The organism is Mycolicibacterium hodleri, assembly GCF_025822245.1.
Classification (GTDB): Bacteria; Actinomycetota; Actinomycetes; order Mycobacteriales; family Mycobacteriaceae; genus Mycobacterium; species Mycobacterium hodleri.
This window is the reverse complement of sequence record NZ_JACKTL010000073.1, coordinates 146,375-165,315: the sequence shown is the minus strand read 5'-3', so window position 1 is coordinate 165,315 and position 18,941 is coordinate 146,375. Positions and strand designations below refer to the sequence as shown.

General features: G+C 67.2%; 22 protein-coding genes, 1 tRNA gene and 1 pseudogene. 9 read left to right on the top strand and 15 right to left on the bottom strand.

What is annotated here, in order from left to right:
* Positions 1-5: 5 nt before the first annotated feature.
* The 3 genes from H7J06_RS30625 (at position 6) to mspA (ending at position 3,243) form a co-directional block, all read left to right on the top strand.
* Entirely contained in the window at positions 6-1,358 is a 1,353-nt protein-coding gene (locus tag H7J06_RS30625) for a S1C family serine protease (RefSeq protein WP_264043533.1), read from the top strand.
* Positions 1,355-1,927, top strand: a complete 573-nt coding sequence (locus tag H7J06_RS30620; protein WP_264043531.1) for a MogA/MoaB family molybdenum cofactor biosynthesis protein — start codon at positions 1,355-1,357, stop codon at positions 1,925-1,927. Before H7J06_RS30625 ends, H7J06_RS30620 begins: the two co-directional genes overlap by 4 nt.
* Before the next feature lie 692 nt (positions 1,928-2,619).
* Positions 2,620-3,243 carry a porin MspA gene (mspA, locus tag H7J06_RS30615; RefSeq protein ID WP_264043529.1) on the top strand — a complete coding sequence of 208 codons (624 nt, stop codon included), beginning with the start codon at positions 2,620-2,622 and terminating at the stop codon, positions 3,241-3,243.
* 60 nt (positions 3,244-3,303) lie between these two features.
* Here mspA and mscL read toward each other — a convergent pair whose 3' ends face one another.
* The 4 genes from mscL to H7J06_RS30595 form a co-directional block, all read right to left on the bottom strand.
* Positions 3,304-3,750 carry a large-conductance mechanosensitive channel protein MscL gene (mscL, locus tag H7J06_RS30610; RefSeq protein ID WP_264043527.1) on the bottom strand — a complete coding sequence of 149 codons (447 nt, stop codon included), beginning with the start codon at positions 3,748-3,750 and terminating at the stop codon, positions 3,304-3,306.
* A 77-nt stretch (positions 3,751-3,827) separates the two neighbouring features.
* A complete protein-coding gene (locus H7J06_RS30605; protein WP_264043525.1) occupies positions 3,828-4,484 on the bottom strand; it encodes an SAF domain-containing protein in 657 nt (218 codons plus the stop codon).
* A 64-nt stretch (positions 4,485-4,548) separates the two neighbouring features.
* Positions 4,549-4,929: an FmdB family zinc ribbon protein gene (locus H7J06_RS30600; RefSeq protein ID WP_264043523.1), complete on the bottom strand. Its 381-nt coding sequence runs from the start codon at positions 4,927-4,929 to the stop codon at positions 4,549-4,551.
* Between the two features lie 101 nt (positions 4,930-5,030).
* Complete coding sequence (locus H7J06_RS30595; protein WP_264043521.1) at positions 5,031-5,609, bottom strand: 5-formyltetrahydrofolate cyclo-ligase; 579 nt, start codon at positions 5,607-5,609, stop codon at positions 5,031-5,033.
* Between the two features lie 73 nt (positions 5,610-5,682).
* On the opposite strand from H7J06_RS30595, the gene H7J06_RS30590 reads away from it, so the two are divergent.
* From H7J06_RS30590 to H7J06_RS30570, 5 genes are all read left to right on the top strand, one after another.
* On the top strand, positions 5,683-6,597 hold the full coding sequence (locus H7J06_RS30590; RefSeq protein ID WP_264043519.1) for a UTP--glucose-1-phosphate uridylyltransferase: 915 nt from the start codon (positions 5,683-5,685) through the stop codon (positions 6,595-6,597).
* Between the two features lie 38 nt (positions 6,598-6,635).
* Positions 6,636-7,889, top strand: coding sequence for a molybdotransferase-like divisome protein Glp (glp, locus tag H7J06_RS30585; RefSeq protein WP_149481715.1), 1,254 nt, complete (start codon positions 6,636-6,638; stop codon positions 7,887-7,889).
* 11 nt (positions 7,890-7,900) lie between these two features.
* Positions 7,901-8,554 (top strand): GNAT family N-acetyltransferase, encoded by a 654-nt coding sequence (locus H7J06_RS30580; protein ID WP_264043516.1) that lies wholly within the window; start codon positions 7,901-7,903, stop codon positions 8,552-8,554.
* 132 nt (positions 8,555-8,686) lie between these two features.
* The gene (gene sepX, locus H7J06_RS30575; RefSeq protein ID WP_264043514.1) at positions 8,687-9,760 is read left to right on the top strand and encodes a divisome protein SepX/GlpR; all 1,074 of its coding nucleotides are present in this window, start codon (positions 8,687-8,689) and stop codon (positions 9,758-9,760) included.
* Between the two features lie 49 nt (positions 9,761-9,809).
* Positions 9,810-9,882, top strand: a tRNA-Ala gene (locus H7J06_RS30570).
* Between the two features lie 492 nt (positions 9,883-10,374).
* On the opposite strand, the gene H7J06_RS32525 is transcribed toward H7J06_RS30570, so the two are convergent.
* The 3 genes from H7J06_RS32525 to H7J06_RS30555 form a co-directional block, all read right to left on the bottom strand.
* Positions 10,375-10,752 (bottom strand): ANTAR domain-containing protein, encoded by a 378-nt coding sequence (locus H7J06_RS32525; RefSeq protein ID WP_308205846.1) that lies wholly within the window; start codon positions 10,750-10,752, stop codon positions 10,375-10,377.
* Positions 10,753-10,986: 234 nt separating this feature from the next.
* The gene (locus H7J06_RS30560; protein WP_264043512.1) at positions 10,987-11,319 is read right to left on the bottom strand and encodes a hypothetical protein; all 333 of its coding nucleotides are present in this window, start codon (positions 11,317-11,319) and stop codon (positions 10,987-10,989) included.
* Positions 11,320-11,545: 226 nt separating this feature from the next.
* The gene (locus tag H7J06_RS30555) at positions 11,546-12,235 is read right to left on the bottom strand and encodes a GAF and ANTAR domain-containing protein (protein ID WP_264043510.1); all 690 of its coding nucleotides are present in this window, start codon (positions 12,233-12,235) and stop codon (positions 11,546-11,548) included.
* Positions 12,236-12,561: 326 nt separating this feature from the next.
* Here H7J06_RS30555 and H7J06_RS32760 point away from each other — a divergent pair.
* Positions 12,562-13,113 (top strand): annotated as a pseudogene (locus H7J06_RS32760) (STAS domain-containing protein); the annotation flags it as partial.
* A 120-nt stretch (positions 13,114-13,233) separates the two neighbouring features.
* On the opposite strand, the gene H7J06_RS30550 reads toward H7J06_RS32760, so the two are convergent.
* The 8 genes from H7J06_RS30550 to H7J06_RS30515 all read right to left on the bottom strand — a co-directional run bounded on the left by H7J06_RS30550 (position 13,234) and on the right by H7J06_RS30515 (position 18,867).
* The gene (locus H7J06_RS30550) at positions 13,234-13,731 is read right to left on the bottom strand and encodes a GNAT family N-acetyltransferase (protein WP_264043508.1); all 498 of its coding nucleotides are present in this window, start codon (positions 13,729-13,731) and stop codon (positions 13,234-13,236) included.
* A gap of 71 nt (positions 13,732-13,802) precedes the next feature.
* Positions 13,803-14,177, bottom strand: a complete 375-nt coding sequence (locus H7J06_RS30545; protein ID WP_264043506.1) for a hypothetical protein — start codon at positions 14,175-14,177, stop codon at positions 13,803-13,805.
* A 25-nt stretch (positions 14,178-14,202) separates the two neighbouring features.
* Entirely contained in the window at positions 14,203-15,246 is a 1,044-nt protein-coding gene (locus tag H7J06_RS30540) for an LLM class flavin-dependent oxidoreductase (protein WP_264043504.1), read from the bottom strand.
* Between the two features lie 3 nt (positions 15,247-15,249).
* The gene (locus H7J06_RS30535; protein WP_264043502.1) at positions 15,250-15,471 is read right to left on the bottom strand and encodes a tautomerase family protein; all 222 of its coding nucleotides are present in this window, start codon (positions 15,469-15,471) and stop codon (positions 15,250-15,252) included.
* A 2-nt stretch (positions 15,472-15,473) separates the two neighbouring features.
* Positions 15,474-16,961: an aldehyde dehydrogenase gene (locus H7J06_RS30530; protein ID WP_264043500.1), complete on the bottom strand. Its 1,488-nt coding sequence runs from the start codon at positions 16,959-16,961 to the stop codon at positions 15,474-15,476.
* Complete coding sequence (locus H7J06_RS30525; protein ID WP_264043498.1) at positions 16,954-17,685, bottom strand: alpha/beta fold hydrolase; 732 nt, start codon at positions 17,683-17,685, stop codon at positions 16,954-16,956. Before H7J06_RS30525 ends, H7J06_RS30530 begins: the two co-directional genes overlap by 8 nt.
* A gap of 13 nt (positions 17,686-17,698) precedes the next feature.
* On the bottom strand, positions 17,699-18,250 hold the full coding sequence (locus H7J06_RS30520) for an amino acid synthesis family protein (RefSeq protein ID WP_264043497.1): 552 nt from the start codon (positions 18,248-18,250) through the stop codon (positions 17,699-17,701).
* Positions 18,247-18,867, bottom strand: a complete 621-nt coding sequence (locus H7J06_RS30515; RefSeq protein ID WP_264043496.1) for an amino acid synthesis family protein — start codon at positions 18,865-18,867, stop codon at positions 18,247-18,249. The genes H7J06_RS30520 and H7J06_RS30515 overlap by 4 nt, the downstream gene beginning before the upstream one ends.
* Positions 18,868-18,941: the final 74 nt, after the last annotated feature.

Genomic DNA, 18,941 nt, shown 5'->3' with positions numbered 1-18,941 from the left:
CCGCAATGACGAACCATCCGAGGTACTCGCCGCCACCGCCGCCCGGGCAGCAGCCTCCCGGTGCGCACGAGGCCGCGGCGCCGGGCTACCCCGGCCAGCACCGCACCGGTGCCTACCCGCATCAGTCCTACGACTGGCGCTATGCCACCCAACCCCCGCAGCCGGTGCACACCTCGCATTCCTATCGGGGTCCGCAAGATCCGTATCGCGGTGATCCCACCCGGATGATGCCGGCGCCCCCGACGTCACCGCGTCAGCGGTCGCGGGCCGGCCGGCTGACGGTTGGCGCGTTGGCGATCGCGGTCGTGTCCGCCGGCATCGGCGGTGGCGTCGCCACGCTGGTGCAACCGGGCCGGCCGTCGTGGAGTTCGACGTCGTCGGGAGCGGCACCGGGCGTGCCGGCGGCAAGCCTTCCGGCAGGGTCGGTCGAGCAGGTCGCGGCCAAGGTGGTCCCGAGCGTGGTGAAGCTCGAGACCGACATGGGCAGGCAGTCCGAGGAGGGGTCGGGCATCATCCTGTCGTCCGACGGCCTCATCATGACCAACAATCACGTGGTGGCGGCCGCCAACGGTGGCCCCGGCGCCCCCGCTGGCGCCGTGCAGACCAAGGTGACCTTCGCCAACGGAGCGACGACGACGTTCAAGGTCGTCGGCACCGATCCCAGCAGTGACATCGCGGTGGTGCAGGCCGTCGGCGCCACCGGGTTGGCTCCGATCGCGCTCGGCTCGTCGGGGAACCTCCGGGTGGGTCAGGACGTCGTCGCCATCGGTTCGCCCCTCGGGCTGGAGGGCACCGTCACCACCGGCATCGTCAGCGCGCTGAACCGGCCGGTGGCCGCGGGCGGCGACGCGCAGAACCAGAACACCGTGCTCGACGCCATCCAGACCGACGCCGCGATAAACCCGGGCAACTCCGGTGGCGCGCTGGTCAACATGAACGGCGAACTGGTCGGCGTGAACTCCGCGATAGCCACACTCGGCGGCGACTCCGGTCAGTCGCAGAGCGGATCGATCGGTCTCGGCTTCGCCATTCCGGTCGACCAGGCCAAGCGCATCGCCGACGAGCTGATCCAGACGGGTACCGCCTCTCATGCCTCCCTCGGCGTTCAGGTGGGCAACGATGCCAGCGTGGACGGAGCCAAGATCGTCGACGTGACCGCGGGCGGCGCCGCGTCGGCCGCGGGAATGCCGGCCGGTGTGGTGGTCACCAAGGTCGACGACCGGGTGATCGGCAGCGCCGACGCGTTGGTCGCGGCGGTGCGGTCGAGGGCCCCCGGGGACAAGGTCACGCTGACCTATCTCGACACGTCCGGCAAGCCGCAGACCGTAGACGTCACGCTCGGAAAGGCACAGCAATGACGGTCGCGCCTGGTCGCCCGGAGCTCAGGATCGCTTCGCCCGCGTCGGTGGCGGGATATACGGTTGCCATCATGGAACAGCCTGGTGAGTTGGTGGGTCGCGCCCTGGTCGTCGTCGTCGACGATCGGACTGCGCACGGAGATGAAGAGGACCACAGTGGTCCGGTAGTCACCGAGCTGCTGGGGGAGGCCGGATTCGTCGTCGACGGGGTCGTGGTCGTGTCTGCCGACGAGATCGAGATTCGCAACGCGCTCAACACGGCCGTCATCGGCGGGGTCGACCTGGTCGTGTCCGTGGGCGGCACCGGTGTGACGCCTCGGGACGTGACGCCCGAGGCCACCACGACCATCCTCGATCGCGAACTGCTCGGCATCTCCGAGGCGCTACGCGCCTCCGGCCTGTCGGCGGGCCTGGTCGACGCGGGAGTGTCCCGCGGCTTGGCGGGAATATCGGGCAGCACCCTGGTCGTCAACATCGCCGGATCTCGAGGCGCCGTCCGGGACGGCATGGCGACGTTGGGACCGCTGGCGGTGCAGATCATCGGCCAGCTGTCCAGCCTGGATATCTAAGACCTTGCCGTCGTCGGCACCCTCCGTTCCCCGCGAGCCTGGCTCAGCGGGGCGGTTGCCGTTGGGCTGGTGCGACGGAGGTTTTCGCTGGATTGTGTTGCCTCGATGTGAACGGCAATCCCGCGCAGAGTGTGATGTTCGTCACATAGGAATCTCGTTGTGACGGGTGATTCCCGCCACAGGCGTCTCTCAGTTAACAAGGTTTTCGGTGATTCCCTACCCGAGACCACCAAGGACGAGTGGGACGACGAGCCCTCTGCACGCGATGACGAACGCGACGACTGGTTGCGAGAAAACGTCCCTCCGCACCACGGCTGAGCTGTTATTTCCCGCCAAACACGGGGTCTGACTCGGGGTCGAAGACCTCCTCCAAACCGTCCTGACGTGCCCGCCGTGGTCCCCTGCGGGGCGCTGCGGCGGGACCCTCACCGGCCCCGGGCGCCCGGCTGCGTCGGCGGGGCAAACATCCTTGGTCGCGACGTTCGCACTCCTTCGGCGACCCGTACGCGTTGCCGGGTGGATGCCTCGCCGTTATGTTTCTCGCTGTCTAACGATGAGCATTACGTAAGAACAGCATGTGGGATTTCTAATTCCCCTCACATCAACCTCTTGCGGGGTGTCAGGCTTAGCCGTAGAGCCGGGCACTCACAGGAACACGGACCGCAAGGTCCGTCACGACAGCTAGGGAGAACATGAAGGCAATCAGTCGGGTGCTGGTCGCTCTGGTAGCAGCGATCGCGGCGCTCCTCACCAGCACGGGCACCTCTCACGCAGGCTTGGACAACGAGCTGAGCCTGGTCGACGGCCAGGACCGGACGCTGACGGTTCAGCAGTGGGACACCTTCCTCAACGGTGTCTTCCCGCTTGACCGCAACCGCCTGACCCGCGAGTGGTTCCACTCGGGCCGCGCCAAGTACACCGTCGTCGGCCCCGGTGCCGACGAGTTCGACGGCACGCTGGAGCTGGGCTACCAGATCGGCTTCCCCTGGTCGCTGGGCGTTGGCATCAACTTCAGCTACACCACTCCGAACATCCTGCTCGACGATGCGACGCCGGCGAACCCGCTGCAGGTCATCACCCCGAACCTCTTCCCGGGTGTGTCCATCAGCGCCGACCTCGGCAACGGCCCCGGCATCCAGGAAGTCGCGACCTTCTCGGTCGACGTCAAGGGTGCATCCGGTGGCGTCGCGGTCTCGAACGCTCACGGAACGGTCACCGGCGCCGCCGGCGGCGTGCTCCTGCGTCCGTTCGCCCGCCTCATCGCGTCGACGGGTGACAGCGTCACCACGTACGGCGAACCGTGGAACATGAACTAACTCCCTAGTTCAACGAGAACAGCCCCCGGCCAGCGCGGCCGGGGGCTGTTTTCGTATGCGCTACTTGTCGGCGCTGGTGTTCTTCGCGGTGTCGGGGCTGGGACCGGTGCCGGGTCCGGTGACCGTCTCGGCGCTGACGCCGTCCTTCATGAGGTTGCGAATCTCGGTGAGCAGACTCAGCTCAGTGTCCTGAGCCTGCTCGACCTCGCCCTTCTTGCGCAGCCTGTTGTACGGCACGACCACGAAGAAGTAGACGACGGCGGCGACCAGGATGAAGTTGATTGCCGCCGAGATCAGCAGGTTCAGGTCGATGACCTGCCCACCGCCGATGGACACCTTCAGGATGCCGACGTCGGTGCTGCTGGCCCCAATCCGACTGGTGAGCGGCGTGATGATCGCGTCGGTGAACGTCTTGACCAGTGCCGAGAACGCGGTGCCGATGACGACTGCGACCGACAGGTCGACGATGTTGCCGCGGGAGAGGAACTCCTTGAATCCCTTGAGCACGGATGCCTCCTTCCAATGTGTGGTCAGGCCGACCGCCATGACCCCCTGCGGCAACGCTAGCCCGATCGTCGGTGCAGTCAGTGGAAGGTGAGGGTGATCGCCTGGGTCAGCGACGCACCGGCGACCTCGTTGGCCTTCAGGACGGGCAGCGCCACCAGCACCACGCCGTCGCGGCCCCGGTCCATGGACGTGCTCGAGACCAGCACCACGATCGCGTTGGTGGCCACCACGCGCGAGCGCTCGTCGCCCGAGCCGCCGGCGGAATCGGAGACGGCCAGGACGTCGACCACGTCGCCCGTGCGCACCAAGTCGAGCAGCGCGACGTCCGTCGGATGAACGGGCACGATGCGGGCGTCCGGACCGGCGGTCGCGTCGGCGAGGCGGGAGCTCATCACCCGGACGTCGGTGAGCACCTCCCCGCGGCGTGCCGGCCCGGCGAGCGTGGCACCGATCAGATCGGCGCCGGTCGTGGTGGCGCCGTCCGGAATCGTGCTCACCGCACGGGATTCGACGCGGAGGTCGGCGGCCACCAGTTCGACGCCGGGTGCCAGGTCACGTGTCGCCACGACGACGTCGGAGCGGCCCTGGGACGGGTCGGGCCGCAATGCCGCTGCCGCGGCCAACAGAACGAGCGCTCCGGCGGCGACGCGCCGGGCCATCACGGTGCGCGTCCAGTCCGGCCGCAAGCCTGCGGCAAGGCGCGACGTCAGAGACGGATTGAGTGATTCCCCCATGCGGCCACGCTAGGCAGCCGGGCGGCGACGTGGCAGGGGGTGCGCCGCGCCCTGTGGATAACTGCTAGCTGGACGCGGCCGGCGTGGACGCCGGCTTGCTCGACGACGAGGTGGAGCTGGAGCTGGAACCCGACTTGTCGGAGCTGGACGACGAGCTCGCGGACTTCTCCGTCGACGACGACTTCTCGGCGGGCTTGTCCGACGACTTCTCCGAGGAACCCGACGAGTCGCCGCCGCCACCGGAGCCGTTGATGGTGCTCTTGGAGGTGTCCCGGCTGTCGTTGCGGTAGAAGCCGCTGCCCTTGAACACCACGCCCACCGAGCCAAAGAGCTTGCGCAACCGTCCCGAGCACTTCGGGCACGTGGTCAACGCGTCATCTGTGAATGCCTGCACCGCGTCGAAACGGTTGTCGCACTCGGTACAAGCGTACGAATAGGTCGGCACCAAAACCTCCGGAAAAATGAACAAACCTGTTAGCACTCTAGCTGCTCAAGTGCTAGAACCGCTACGCGCCCCACGCCATTCCCGCGGACGCCGGCGGCCGGTCAGCCGAGTTCTACTAGCCCGTCACCCGGGGTCAGGGCGTGGGTCATCGGGACGTCGTGCGGCTCGGCCGGGAGCCGGTCGAGGACCTCGTCGTCCCGGACCATCGCGATCAGCCGCGCCGCGACGTCGGCCATGGCCAGGCTCCGATCGTAGAATCCGGCGCCCCGGCCCAGCCGGCTGCCGACGCGGTCGACGGCCAGCGCGGGCACGACGACCGTCGACGCCGTTCCGATCGCCGCCGCAGGCAGGTGCGGCGCCGGTGGTTCGCGGAGGCCGAAGCGGGCGGTTACCAGCTCGCCGCGATAGTCGCCCCAGGCCAACGGCCGTGGCTGGCCGGTCTCGTCCGTACGGGCGACGGGAAGCAGTACGCGGACGCCCGACGCGACCAAGGTGTCCAGGATGGCGACGGAACCGGGCTCGGATCCGACGGGCACGTACGCGCACACGGTGTCACCGGCTCGAGTCAGCTCGGTCAGGCGTTGGCGCAGTTCGTCGGACTCCGAACGCCGCACGTCGTCGGGGACGGCACGGCGAGCGGACAGGATGGCGGTGCGTATCTCGGCCTTCGTCGGTGGCACGAGTTCACGATGTCACGCCGACCCGGCAGGGCTCAGCCGGTTGCGAGCGGCCGATGACGTTATGGTGTGAACGATGACGACACGGGCTTTGGTGCCGATTCCACGCACCGCGATCGTTCCGGCTGCCGGTTTGGGGACACGCTTTCTACCTGCGACGAAGACGGTGCCGAAGGAGTTGCTGCCCGTCGTCGACACCCCGGGCATCGAACTCGTCGCCGCGGAGGCCGCCGAAGCGGGTGCCGAGCGGCTCATCATCGTCACCTCCGCGGGCAAGGACGGCGTCGTCGCGCACTTCGTCGAGGACCTCATTCTCGAGGGGACCCTCGAGGCCCGCGGCAAGACGGTGATGTTGGAGAAGGTGCGTCGAGCGCCGGGTCTGATCAAGGTCGAGTCCGTAGTGCAGGCCGAACCGTTGGGTCTCGGGCACGCCGTCAGCTGCGTCGAACCCAGCTTGGACGACGACGAGGACGCCGTGGCCGTGTTGCTGCCCGACGACCTGGTGTTGCCGACCGGTGTGTTGGAGACCATGTCGAAGGTGCGCGCGAAGCGTGGGGGATCGGTGCTGTGCGCCATCGAGGTGCCTGCCGACGAAATCAGCGCCTACGGAGTGTTCGACGTCGAGGTGGTTCCCGACGCGGTGAACCCAAATGTGTTGCGCGTCAAGGGCATGGTCGAGAAGCCGAAGGCGGAGGACGCCCCGTCGCTGTACGCGGCGGCGGGTCGGTACGTGTTGGACCGCGCGATCTTCGACGCCCTGCGCCGAGTCGAACGTGGCGTCGGCGGAGAGATCCAGCTGACCGACGCGATCGCCCTGCTGATCGCCGAGGGGCATCCCGTTCACGTGGTGGTGCACCGCGGTTCTCGACACGACCTGGGAAATCCCGGCGGCTACCTGAAGGCTGCGGTTGACTTTGCATTGGAGCGTGACGACTACGGACCGGAGCTGCGGCGCTGGTTGGTCGAGCGATTGGGCCTGAGCGCCAACTGACTTGCGCGCGGGCTCCATGACTGGAGAAAGGCGCACGAGTGCGTTCGGTGGAGGAGCAGCAGGCGAAGGTGGCTGCCGCGGCGGTGGCGCCCAGACCCGTACGGGTGGCCATTGCGGAGGCGCAGGGATTGATGTGCGCCGAGGAGGTCGTGACCGAACGCCCGCTTCCGGGGTTCGATCAAGCCGCGATCGACGGTTACGCCGTCCGCAGCGTCGACGTCCTCGGCGTGGAGGCGGGTGACGACGAGGACGGCGACCGGGAGGTCAGCCTTCCGGTGATGGGTCTCATCGAGGCGGGCGCCAAGACGCCGAGCAGACTGCAGCCGCGGCAGGCCGCGCGGGTGCAGACCGGCGCGCCCATGCCGACGTTGGCCGACGCGGTTCTCCCGTTGCGCTGGACCGACGGCGGTGACTCGCGGGTGCGGGTGCTGCGCGGGGTGCGGTCGGGTGCCTACGTGCGCCGGACGGGCGACGACGTCCAGCCCGGTGACGTCGCCGTGCGGTCGGGCACGATCATCGGGGCGGCACAGGTGGGCTTGCTCGCCGCCGTGGGGCGCGAGCGGGTGCTCGTCCATCCGCGTCCGCGGTTGTCGGTCATGAGCGTCGGCGGGGAACTGGTCGACGTGTCTCGCAGTCCCGGCAACGGCCAGGTCTACGACGTCAACTCATATGCGCTGGCCGCGGCGGGCCGCGACGCGGGCGCGGAGGTCAACCGCGTGGGCATCGTGGACACCGAGTCCAAGACGCTGCGCGACGTCGTCGAGGGGCAGATCAACCGCGCCGAGGTGCTGGTGATCGCCGGGGCGGTCGGAGGCACGGCCGCCGAGAGCGTGCGGGCAGTGTTGTCCGAGCTCGGCGACATGGAGGTGTCGCGCATCGCGATGCACCCCGGATCGGTGCAGGGTTTCGGTCAGTTGGGGCGCGACGGCGTGCCGGTCTTCCTGTTGCCGGCCAATCCGGTGAGCGCGTTGGTGGTCTTCGAGGTGATGGTAAGACCGCTGATCCGCATGTCGCTGGGCAAACGGCAGCCGCTGCGGCGCGTCGTGCAGGCCAGGACCTTGTCGCCGATCACGTCGGTGGCGGGTCGCAAGGGCTACCTGCGCGGCCAGCTGATGAGGGATCAGGACACCGGTGAATACCTGGTGCAGGCGCTTGGTGGGGCGCCCGGTGCATCGTCGCACCTGTTGGCCACGCTGGCGGAGGCGAACTGTCTCGTCGTGGTCCCCAGTGAGGCCGAGGAGGTCCGTACCGGCGAGATCGTGGACGTGGCCTTCCTGGCTCAACGCGGCTGACGCGTCCGATCATGAACTTGTGGCCGTCGTCGTCCATGCACCCGGGCTGGCCGCAGTCCGTCGGGCCGCTACGGGTGCCCGCGGGTCTGGTGCGACTGCGTCCGATCCGGCTGCGCGACGGTGCGGTGTGGAGCCGCATCCGGCTGGGGGATCGGGCGCACCTGGAACCGTGGGAGCCCGTCGCCGAGATGGAATGGGAAGCGCGACATTCGATTTCGTCGTGGCCGTCGATCTGTTCCGGGCTGCGTGCGGAGGCCAGGAAGGGGCGGATGCTGCCGTATGCGATCGAGCTCGACGGGGAGCTGTGTGGGCAGCTCACGATCGGGAACGTGACCCATGGTGCGCTGCGCTCGGCGTGGATCGGGTACTGGGTGGCCAAGGCGCGCAACGGCGGCGGGGTGGCGACGGCGGCCCTCGCCCTGGGCCTCGACCACGGATTCGGTCCGGTGGGATTGCACCGGGTCGAGGCGACGGTGCGACCGGAGAACGCCCCGAGTCGGGCCGTGTTGGCCAAGGCGAACTTCCGCGAGGAGGGCTTGCTCAAGCGCTACCTCGAGGTCGACGGCGGGTGGCGCGACCATCTGCTGGTGGCCATCACGATCGAGGAGTTGAACGGCTCGGCTACGTCGGCGCTGGTCCGCGCCGGACGCGCCAAATGGGCCTAATCTGTTGCAGTTGTGGCTCGTGGGGCGAATGTGCTTGTCAGGGGCGAATTACAGGTGTGTAATTAGGCGCGGCGCGTCGTCCCCGGATGCGCTGGTCACGGACCTAACTTCACGGGGAAAGGAGCCGGCGTCATGCCAAGCATCCCTCAGTCTCTTCTCTGGATCTCTCTCGTCGTGCTCTGGCTCTTCGTGCTGGTCCCGATGTTGATCAGCAAGCGAGACACCGTGCGTCGCACCAGCGACGTCGCGCTCGCGACGCGGGTGCTGAACTCCGGGCACGGCGCGCGACTGCTGCGACGGCGCAAGCCGGCCGCCGGCCACCACAGCGACCCGACCTGGCGTCCGACCTACGACGACCTCGACCAGTACGACGACGAAGACCGCGAGCCCGAGAACGCGCCCCGCACCACGGTCGTGGTGATGGCCGCCGCGAAGGTAGAGGCCGAATCCGAGTACCTCGACGTCGACGTCGTGGAGGAGGACTCGGGCGCCCTGCCTCTCGGGGCGTCCGCGCAGTTGGCGTTCGACCAGGAGCCGGAACTGCCGCTGGAGTTCGACGACAACACCGCGACGTTCTCGGTCGACGACCTACAGGAAGTCGACTCTCCGGAGGAGGACGTTCCGGTCGAGCAAACCGCCGCCTCCGACGACATGACCGACGAGTTCGAGGCGGTGTCGGAGGACGATCCGGACCACGACTACGAATACGTCGACGATTCCTCGGGCGTCGAGGCCGCCGCGGACACCGACTCGCACGGTGCGGGATCGAAGTCCCAGGAACGCCGCCGCAGCTACGAGACGAAGACCGCCGCCGCCGTGAGCGCGCGAAAGTTCAAGTTCCGCAAGCGCGTGCTGATGGTGATGTCGGTGCTACTGCTGCTCACCGCGGTGGCCGCGTACGTGGTGTCGACGACGTTCTGGTGGTTCTGCGGCACGGTCGGCGCCGTGACGATCCTCTACCTCGCCTACCTTCGGCGGCAGACCCGCATCGAAGAGCAGGTGCGACGGCGGCGAGCGCAGCGGATGATGCGGTCGCACCTTGGCGTCGAGAACACCAAGGACCAGGAATTCGACGTGGTCCCGGCGCGGCTACGCAGACCAGGGTCGGTGGTTCTGGAGATCGACGACGAGGATCCGATCTTCGAACACCTCGACTACGCGACCTTCGCGCGCGAGTACGACCTGCCGAGAGCGTCCGGTCAGTAGCTCGGATTTCTAGCGGGAGACCGGCACTGGTAGCCTGCTATCGGTACAAGGGGCTATAGCGCAGTTGGTAGCGCGTCTCGTTCGCATCGAGAAGGTCAGGGGTTCGATTCCCCTTAGCTCCACTCAGTTATTGCAGGTCAGGGCCGCATAGCGGAGCTCCGCTACGTCGACGCCCCGACGGAAGCCTCGGGATTGCCCGGACCCCTTGCCTGGCGAGGGCGACGACGGAACCGCTGGTAGGCGTTTCCCCGTCGTATCCCGAGGACGTCACCGATCGTCTGCCACGAGGCCCCGTCGTCGTTGGCCGACCGGGCAGCGTCGCAAAGATCTCTCCGCGCGCAAGCCAAGGCCGGCGCGTCGTGGCGACACCTGGCCGAGTCGACTGCCTTGGCGGCTTCGGCGACCCGCTCAAGCGAGATGACGACACGCTGCGATCGCAACGGATGACTTCGTGTGTAGGCCATCGCCCGCCCCCGGTCGTGCAGCTCTAGCTAATCGTGCGCACCGTGTGGCGGGGGCCGGGCCTGAATCGACTCCATCAACTGTACGACTCAGCACAACGTTGGGGAAGGGTTGAGAACTCAGCAGTCGAGTCGTCTTCACCCGCGTCCCGGCTAGAGATCCTTCATCTGGACGCCGGTCTTGGATTCCCCGTTGAGTTGTCGGGCCGCCACGTTGGTGATTCGGCTGCGAGCGGCCACGATGACGCGGTCGATTCCCGGACGGCGGCCGGGCTCATTGGCTCTGGCGAGCTCGACCAAGTCCTTCACCACCTGTTCGGCGAGAAGGGATAGCTTGACGTTGTTCTCCTGCGATTGTGACCGCAGGACGTCGAACGCTTGGTCGGCGTCAATGCCGTAGACGAACATCAACATGCCCTTGGCTTGCTCCGTAGTCGCCCGGCGTTCGTTGAATTCGCGCGAAGCGGCCCACATCTGGTCTCGCTCCGCGGCGAGCGTCTCGTCAGACAACGTCTCATCCTGCGTAGTCATGGCCTGTTTCCTCCAGGACACTCCAAACCGTTCGTCCTGCCGGGATCTAGGGCAAGGTGTCAAGCAGCCATGTTTACCCCGCATTCGTCGGCGTCAATCCGACGGATGGGTGACCTATCCGACTGTTGCCCCGTACTGGTGTTGCCCCGTACTGGTCGGTCCGTTCGAGGCCCAGTCCCTCGCCACCGCGACTTGTCGTCGGGACGAATATTCGGCCGTTCTTCCACTCGGCCGTCAAATCTCGGTGGGGCGGTGATCCGGTCGGTCGATCATCTCGTCGGCGATGCCGGTGGAGTGTCCGTCGGGCTGGAGGCGCACGCCGACTGCATGGGCGGCGTCGGCGTCTGCGTCGGCCCGCGCGGCGCGACGACCGTCGGCAAAGATCTGATCAGCCAGCGCCATCTGCTTGCGGAGTGTCCGGGCCTCTTCGGAGGACTCCTCGCGGATCGTGTCTGGGTCTCGGCTGCCTTGGCCGGTCTTGGCGAGGATGATCCACCCGATGGTCGCGACGAGCAGGACGACGCCAACGGCGGCGATGACGATCAATCCGATGATGCTGGTGTCCATGTCGGCTCCTGGAGGTGTCGCGGTCGTGATGGTCAGGTCGTCGGCGGATGTGGGAGAGTGCGGCGTCCGAGGTTGAATAGAGGCTCAGCTTGCCGTCGACGCCGATGATTGCCATGGGCCGACTGGTAGCAGGCCCTTCTGCCACGACGCTGAACTTCGTTGTCCTACCGGCACATTGGTTCGCAGCCCGAAGTGCGGCCAGCTCCAGGATGATTCGCGTTGGCCGTCAGAACCTGTCGATGATCTGTTGAGCGACGCTCCGCAACGGTGTGTTCTCGTTTTGCGAGACGCTCTTCAGCATCTCGAAGGCTCGGGTGGCGTCGACCTTGAAGTGGTTCATCAGGATGCCCTTGGCCTGCCCGATGACGTCCCTGCTGGCGAGCGCCACCTCGAACTGCCCTTCTCGGCGTGCCGTCGTCATCAAGGCCACCGTGGCCACCGTGGCCAGGAGCGCGCCGATGGCCTCTGCTGCGGGGTCGACGTCGCGGGGGTCCAGACCGAACATGTTCAGCGCCCCGACTCCGTGCGGCCCAGTGGCCAGTTGGAACGACAGCATGCTGTGCACTCCTGCGGCAACCGCAGCGGCCGCGTAGCCGGGCCATCGAGAGTCTTCGCGCAGGTCGGTGCACCGGATCATCGCACCGCCGACCGCAGCTTCCAAGCAGGGTCCCTGTCGGAGAGTGATTTGCACGGCGTCGAGTTCGGCAAGCATCGGTTCGACGGTTGCGCTCACCGATTGTGCTCGGCCTTCCCTGATGACCATGACGTCGGCGAAGTCGACGCCGTCGACCAACCCCACTGCGCTGGTCGTCACCGTCGCCAAGGCGCGCTCGAGGGCGGCGTTCCTCGAGTGGCCGTTGGTGAGGTCCGCCATCGCCTCGCGAATCGAATCGTCGTACGTGCCGTGGTCGGCCATCAGCTTCTTCCCGGACGGAGTTGAATCAACATCCAGGTGCGCCCTGGCCCGAGTATGCGCTTCCTCGGTCTGTGGCCGTTAATTGGGGACTGGCCATTGGAAGATCCGAGATAACTCAGTGGGTAAGACAACAGCAAATTAGCCGTTAGCCCGTGGAGCGGTCGTGCGTACGTTAACCTCAAGTGGTCGAAGCGAGCCAAGTCCCCGCTTGTATTCGACCTGATTGACCAGCTAACAGCTCCTCGTCGCTGAACGTCATGCGGCACTGCGGTAGATCCCCGGGGTTCGTGCACGCCTAAACCCCTGGACGGAGTCGGGCCAAGGTCATGACCCTTCGATCTGCCTCGCCTGTACCCGAGGATCCACGCGCCCACGCAATTCGACGGATCACCATGGCTTCCGACGTGATCACGTCGGTCGGAAGAAAGCAATCCGACCCCGAAGTGCTGGCGGCCAAACACGAGCTTGCCCATGCCGTCGGGGCTGCCCGCGACCTCGAGGTCTCTTGGCAAACCATTGGCGACGCTCTCGGAATGCGACGTGGAGCCGCATATCAACGGTTCCGTCACCGAACGACCCTGCGGTCGTTCGCCATTCACGAGTCCCCGATCGACGGTGTGACGGTGTTGGCGGTACGTGGGGAACTCGACGCGCTGACCGTGCCTCGGTTGGCCGAAGCGATCAGCAGGTGCCTCGCCGAAGTGCCCGTGGGACTGATCGTCGACCTCGAGGAGACGACGTTCCTGTCCTCCACGGGAGCGGGCGCACTCGTCGATGCCGACGGCTCGGCCCGCTCCAGTGGGAAGCGACTCGCCATCGCCGCCCAAAGCGTCACTGTGAGTAGAACACTGAGCATGATGGGGGTAGACGAGATACTCTCGACGACTACCCAACGGTCCATGCAGCGATGGTGGGCCTTCACGCGACGGTCGACGACGATTCCCGTGCCCCTCGTGGCGACGACAGCCAGGCTTAGCCGCAGTTCCGGGCGAGTTCGGTCACGACGCTACGGCGTCGCAGACCAGGTACACCACGACGCCGCGATCGCCGATGACGGTCTCGGGGTCGCGGCGGAAGCCGATCTTCTCCAGCACCCGCAACGAGGGGGTGTTCCAGGCCCCGACGGTCGACCAGATCCGGGTGCGTCCAGTGGCGAACGCCGCCTCCAGCACCGCGCGGGCGGCCTCGGTGGCGTACCCGTGGCCGTGGAATCTCCGTAAGAGCTCATAGGCGATCTCGGGCTCGTCGTGGGTGCATCTGCCGACGATGAGGCCGCAATACCCCATCGGTTCGTCATCGGTGCCACGGCGGATGGTCAGGAGCCCAATACCGTTGTACAGAGTGCGGATTCGCTGATCGGCGAGTTGCTGACGGACGTCCTCTACCGAGAAGGTCGTTCCACCGTCGTGCTCACCGAGAAGCTCGTGATTCCATTCCGCGTCGCCTTCGTCGCGCGCTCGCAGGTGAAGGCGGGGAGTGTCGATCGACGTTGCCATCGGGGCGTACCCCATCATCGGGCTCCTGCCGTCGTGGCGGTGTCCGACAACGGTACCGAATGCGGACGGCGTTAGCCGCCCAGTCCGGGTGCCAACTCCTCGAGCATCAGGGATTCCACCGGACAGTCGGCCAACGGGAGCAGCACGACCGCGTCGGCGATCCCGAGCCGTTGCACGTCGGCGATGAGACCGGCTAAGCCGCGGGCGGTGCCGATGTACCGCAACGGTTTCGACGATTCGTCAGCGGTCTCGGGAACACTGGCCAGCGCAGCGAACGCCGACGCCGGGTCACGGCCGATGAGCACCTCGATGTCCAAGTACACCGGCGCAGCAGCATCGTCGGAATCGGCCCGAATGTGAGCCGTCTTGCGGGTTGCCTCGCGGAGGTCGGCAGCCCGAACTCGCGTGGCGGACCGAATCGCCGGCGCTTCGTCGATCGTGGTCATGGCTACTCCTTGTCCGGTGCCGGCGTCACTGGAACGCGGGCACGACTTCCTTGATGAAGAGTTCGAGGGACTTGCGCTTCTCCTCGTGCGGCAGGCTGTTGTCGCACCAGAAGCTGAACTCGTCGATCCCGAGCTCTTCGTAGGTCCGCAGCCGCGCGATGACTTCTTCCGGTGTTCCGATGAGCGCCGTGCGGTGCAGTGATTCGAGTTCGAATTCGGGCCGTTCGGCGAACTTCGACTCCGGGCTGGGTTCGAGGAACCCGTTGACCGGCGTGGTCTTGTTGCCGAACCAGGCGTCGAAGGTGCGGTAGAAGCGCGAGATCGCCTCGGCGGCTGGCCGCCATCCCTCGGGATCCTCGGCGGGGTGAACGTGGGTGTGGCGCAGGACCATGATCTGCGGCCGGGTCACCTCGGGATGGTTGGCCACCGCGGTGTCGAACTTGCCCTTGAGGTCGACGACCTCTTCGTCGCCCTTCATCAGCGGCGTCACCATCACGTTGCACCCGGTCTTCACCGCGAAGTCGTGGGAGTCGGGGTCGCGCGCGGCGATCCACATCGGCGGCGTCGGCTGCTGCAGGGGTTTGGGCACGCTGGTGGACGTCGGGAACTGCCAGATCTCTCCGTCGTGGGCGTAGTCGCCTTGCCACAGTGCGCGTACCGCGGGCACCAGCTCGCGGAGGTACTTCCCGCCGTCGGTGGCGGCGACTCCGCCAAGCATGCGGTCGAATTCGATCTGGTACGCGCCACGGGCGAGACCGACTTCCATGCGGCCGTTGCTGATGACGTCGAGCAGCGCGCACTCACCGGCCACCCGGATCGGATTCCAGAACGGGGCGATGATCGTGCCGGCGCCGAGGCGGATGGTCGAGGTCTGCCCCGCAAGATAGGCCAGCAGCGGCATGGGGCTCGGCGAGATCGTGTACTCCATGCCGTGGTGCTCACCGATCCAGACGGTGCCGAATCCGCCGGCCTCGGCCAGTTGCGTCAGCTCCACGAGGTCTTCGAACAGCTGGCGATGGCTGACCTGCTCGTCCCACCGCTCCATGTGGACGAAAAGTGAGAATCTCATGACTTACTCCTGGGTTGGTGGGACGTCGGTTCGGGCGGCGTCCATCTCGGTGAGAGTGAGATCGCCGGTGGCCCAGTGGGAGCGCGGAACTTCGCGCACGATGACCCGAATGTGTTGAGGCTGGGTGTCGACCGTCCGCAGGACGGCTGAATGCACTTCGCTCATCATGGCCCGAATCTGTTCTGCACTTCGACCTTCGGCGATGGTGACCTCGACCAGTGGCATGCTCAGCTCCTCATCACGAACGGGTCCGGCACGGGCCCTTCGTTGGTGTTGATCCAGATGCTCTTGAGGCGGGTGTACTCGTGAATCGTCTCGACGCCGTGCTCGACGCCGACGCCGCTGTTCTTGAAGCCCTGCCGCGGCGACATCGGTGACATCGCCCGATAGGTGTTCACCCAGATGGTGCCGGCATCGAGCCGAGCCGAAACCCGATGTGCGCGGGACAGGTTGGACGTCCAGACGCCGGCGGCGAGGCCGTATTCGGTGTCGTTGGCCAGGGCCACAACCTCGTCCTCGGTGTCGAAGGGCATGATCGCGGCGACGGGTCCGAAGATCTCTTCGCGGACCACTCGCATCTGATTGTCGACGTCGACCAGCACGGTGGGTTCGTAGAAGTACCCGCCCAGGCCGCCGTCGGTGGCGTTGCCGCCGGTGAGGACCCGCGCCCCCTCGGAGCGGCCGAGGTCGACGTAGGAGGCCACCTTGTCGCGTTGGTCGGCGAAGGCCAGCGGACCCAGCTCGGTGTCGTCCAGGAGCGGGTCGCCGATTCGGATGGAACGCGCTCTGGTGGTGACCCTTTCGAGCAGTTCGTCGTAGACGGCGCGCTGGGCGAACACCCGGCTGCCCGCGATGCACGTCTGTCCCGCCGCCGCGAAGATGCCGGCGATGACGCCCGTGGCCGCGTTGGCGACGTTGGCGTCGTCGAACACGATGTTGGGGGACTTGCCGCCCAGTTCCAGGGTCGAGCCGATGAAGCGGCCGGCCGTGGCCGACGCGATGCGGGACCCGGTGGCGGTGCTGCCGGTGAACGAGATCTTGGCCAGCGCAGGATGATCCACCAGTGGCTGACCTGCCTCGGCGCCGAAGCCGGTGACGACGTTCACCACACCTGGCGGGAAGCCGGCCTCGACGACCAGCTCGGCGAGCCGCAGCACCGTCGCGGAGGTGTACTCCGACGGCTTGATCACCACGGTGTTGCCGACGCACAGTGCGGGGGCGAGCTTGCTCGACGTCAGCGTCAGTGGGGAGTTCCACGGTGTGATGGCGCCGACGACACCCAGCGGTTCGCGCGAGGTGTAGTTGAGCACCCGTCGGTCCGAGGTCGGGATGACCGACCCGTTGATCTTGTCGGCCAGGCCGGCGTAGTAGTAGTAATACTCCGGCAAGGTCGCGAGCTGGCCGCGCATCTCGCGCAACAGCTTTCCGTTGTCCTTGGACTCCGATCGGGCGAGCTCCTCGGCGTTCTCGCCGATGAGGTCGCCGAGTCGGCGCAGGAGGTGACCCCGCTTGGTTTGGCTCAGGTCACGCCAGCGCGGATCGTCGAAGGCGGCCCTGGCCGAGTCCACCGCTGCTCCGACGTCCGCTGCGTTCCCGCGGGCGGCTTCGTAGAGGACCTCGCGGGTGGCGGGGTTGGTGCTGGGAAAGTACTCGCCCGATTCGGGTTCGACCGGCTTGCCGCCGATGAAGTGCGCAAGCCGTGACAACTCAGACATGGGTGAGCCTTTCGACGAAGGAGGACACGAGCTCGGCGAGCTCGCCGGGGCGTTCCACGGGCAGCATGTGTCGCGCGTGGGGGACGACGACCGGTGTGCAGTCGGGAATGGCGGCGGCCAGGCGGTGCGTCATCTCCGGGGTGGATCCCGGATCGCGCTGGCCGGTGACGGCCAGCGCCGGGACCGCGATGCCCGACAGGTGCGGGGCGACGTCGGCGTCACCCGTCGCGAAGACCCGGTAGCAGTTGACGAAACTGCGTCGGTCGTTGGCCAGCAAGGTCTTTCGGGTGCTCTCGACGCGCTCGTGGTTCACCTCGGTGCCGTCGTACCAGCGGTGGATCGACGCCTCGACGGAGGCGGCGAAGTCCGATTCGGCGGCGTCGAGGCGGGCGAGCACGGCGTCGCGTTCGACCGGTGTCCGCCGGCAGACGGAGCTGACCGAGATCAGCGACGAGACGAGGTCGGCGCGATGGACGGCGAGGTGCTGAGCGATCAGCGCCCCCAGGGAGAACCCCACGACGTGGGAACCGGCGGGAATGTCGAGGGCGACCGCACTGGCGAGATCGGCGAGGGTGACGCCGTCGACCACCGCGGGGTTCGCGCCGTGACCGGGCAGGTCGGGCACGAGGACCCGAAGTGCGTCGGGGAGGCGCTCGACCACCGGTTCCCACATGTGGTGATCGAGGCCCACGCCGTGCAGCAGGACCAGCGTCGGGGCGGTCATGGGTCCGCGCCCGCTACTGCTCGGTCGACAGGGCGGCGAGGCGCTGCTGGGGGCGGCCCTGCGCGGCGGCGGCCAGCGCCACGACGATTTCGTCGGGGTGTGGTGCGTCGGCGATCCGGACCTCGACGGTCTGGTGATGCGACCGGATGGTTGCGTCGGTGACGTGCTTGAGTGGGATGTCGAACACGACTCCCGACGGTCCGCGCTTCTCCACCGCGGGCAGCAGGGTGGTGGCGTTGGCGGCCTTGCGGAAGTGGTCCCCGAACTTCAGCGTGTGGATCAGACCCGAGCCGTGTTCGATCTCGCCGTCCAGGCCGACGATGGCGGCCTTGCCGTACGCCTCGGCGGGCGCGTCGAGCGCTGCCAGTACCCGCGGCGCGAGCAGGGCCCCCAGATCAGAAGCCGTACCGTCGATGCCCGCGGACAGGTCGTCGACGAAACCCTTTCCTGACCATGGGTTTTCGATGACGGCGGCGACGACGGCCACCCGCGCCGGCGGGCTCACCGCGCGGCCGCCTTCGGTGTGGATTTCCTCGACGACGGTGATGACCTTGCGGACCTTCATGACAGTGCACTCTCCAGGCTCTTGACGGTGACGGCGGGATCGGTCTTGCGGTCCCCGATGCGGGGATGGGGTCGTGGGCCGGTCGAGGCGGCGGCGACGACGACGATTTCGTCGGCCCGCGGACCGTCGGGCACCCGGGTGCTGATGGTCTGATAGTGGCTTCGGGTCGCGGCATGGTTCTTGTGCCACAACGGCACGACCAGCGTCTCGCCGGCCTCGGCCCGGGCGTCGGCGAAGCAGATGATCGACTCGCCGTCGAGGAACTCGCGCATCAGATTGCCGAAGTACGGCGTGTGGATCAGCGCTCCACCGTGTTCGATCTCGCCGGCGCTGCCCACGATGGCGGCCTTGCCGAACGCTTCGACTGCCTCGACTCCGCCGAGGGCGGCGAGCAGGCGACGGGTGAGCATCTTGGCCAGGATCGGAGCGATCGTCGCGGTCTCGGGGGACAGGTCGCGAGTGGTCGGCGTGCCGATCCACGGGTTGCGCATCACGGCCGCGACGCTGGCCCGCTGGGCCGGATGCGCGGGTGACGTGCCGCCTTCGGTGACGACTACCTCCCGGTAGAGGACGACCTTTCGTAGGCCGATGAGGGCGGCGGTTTCGTCTTCTTGCATGCCAGTGACGATAGAGGTTGGCCCCCGTTCGGGTCAAGGGTGTGGATGCCCGACGGCCCGCGCGCGGACCGGAA

Coding starts and splice junctions, on each gene's coding strand:
- H7J06_RS30625 (WP_264043533.1), top strand. CDS start 6: ATGACGAACCATCCGAGGTACTCGCCGCCACCGCCGCCCGGGCAGCAG.
- H7J06_RS30620 (WP_264043531.1), top strand. CDS start 1,355: ATGACGGTCGCGCCTGGTCGCCCGGAGCTCAGGATCGCTTCGCCCGCG.
- mspA (WP_264043529.1), top strand. CDS start 2,620: ATGAAGGCAATCAGTCGGGTGCTGGTCGCTCTGGTAGCAGCGATCGCG.
- H7J06_RS30605 (WP_264043525.1), bottom strand. CDS start 4,484: ATGGGGGAATCACTCAATCCGTCTCTGACGTCGCGCCTTGCCGCAGGC.
- H7J06_RS30590 (WP_264043519.1), top strand. CDS start 5,683: ATGACGACACGGGCTTTGGTGCCGATTCCACGCACCGCGATCGTTCCG.
- H7J06_RS30580 (WP_264043516.1), top strand. CDS start 7,901: ATGAACTTGTGGCCGTCGTCGTCCATGCACCCGGGCTGGCCGCAGTCC.
- sepX (WP_264043514.1), top strand. CDS start 8,687: ATGCCAAGCATCCCTCAGTCTCTTCTCTGGATCTCTCTCGTCGTGCTC.
- H7J06_RS32525 (WP_308205846.1), bottom strand. CDS start 10,752: ATGACTACGCAGGATGAGACGTTGTCTGACGAGACGCTCGCCGCGGAG.
- H7J06_RS30560 (WP_264043512.1), bottom strand. CDS start 11,319: ATGGACACCAGCATCATCGGATTGATCGTCATCGCCGCCGTTGGCGTC.
- H7J06_RS30555 (WP_264043510.1), bottom strand. CDS start 12,235: ATGGCCGACCACGGCACGTACGACGATTCGATTCGCGAGGCGATGGCG.
- H7J06_RS30550 (WP_264043508.1), bottom strand. CDS start 13,731: ATGGCAACGTCGATCGACACTCCCCGCCTTCACCTGCGAGCGCGCGAC.
- H7J06_RS30545 (WP_264043506.1), bottom strand. CDS start 14,177: ATGACCACGATCGACGAAGCGCCGGCGATTCGGTCCGCCACGCGAGTT.
- H7J06_RS30540 (WP_264043504.1), bottom strand. CDS start 15,246: ATGAGATTCTCACTTTTCGTCCACATGGAGCGGTGGGACGAGCAGGTC.
- H7J06_RS30535 (WP_264043502.1), bottom strand. CDS start 15,471: ATGCCACTGGTCGAGGTCACCATCGCCGAAGGTCGAAGTGCAGAACAG.
- H7J06_RS30530 (WP_264043500.1), bottom strand. CDS start 16,961: ATGTCTGAGTTGTCACGGCTTGCGCACTTCATCGGCGGCAAGCCGGTC.
- H7J06_RS30525 (WP_264043498.1), bottom strand. CDS start 17,685: ATGACCGCCCCGACGCTGGTCCTGCTGCACGGCGTGGGCCTCGATCAC.
- H7J06_RS30520 (WP_264043497.1), bottom strand. CDS start 18,250: ATGAAGGTCCGCAAGGTCATCACCGTCGTCGAGGAAATCCACACCGAA.
- H7J06_RS30515 (WP_264043496.1), bottom strand. CDS start 18,867: ATGCAAGAAGACGAAACCGCCGCCCTCATCGGCCTACGAAAGGTCGTC.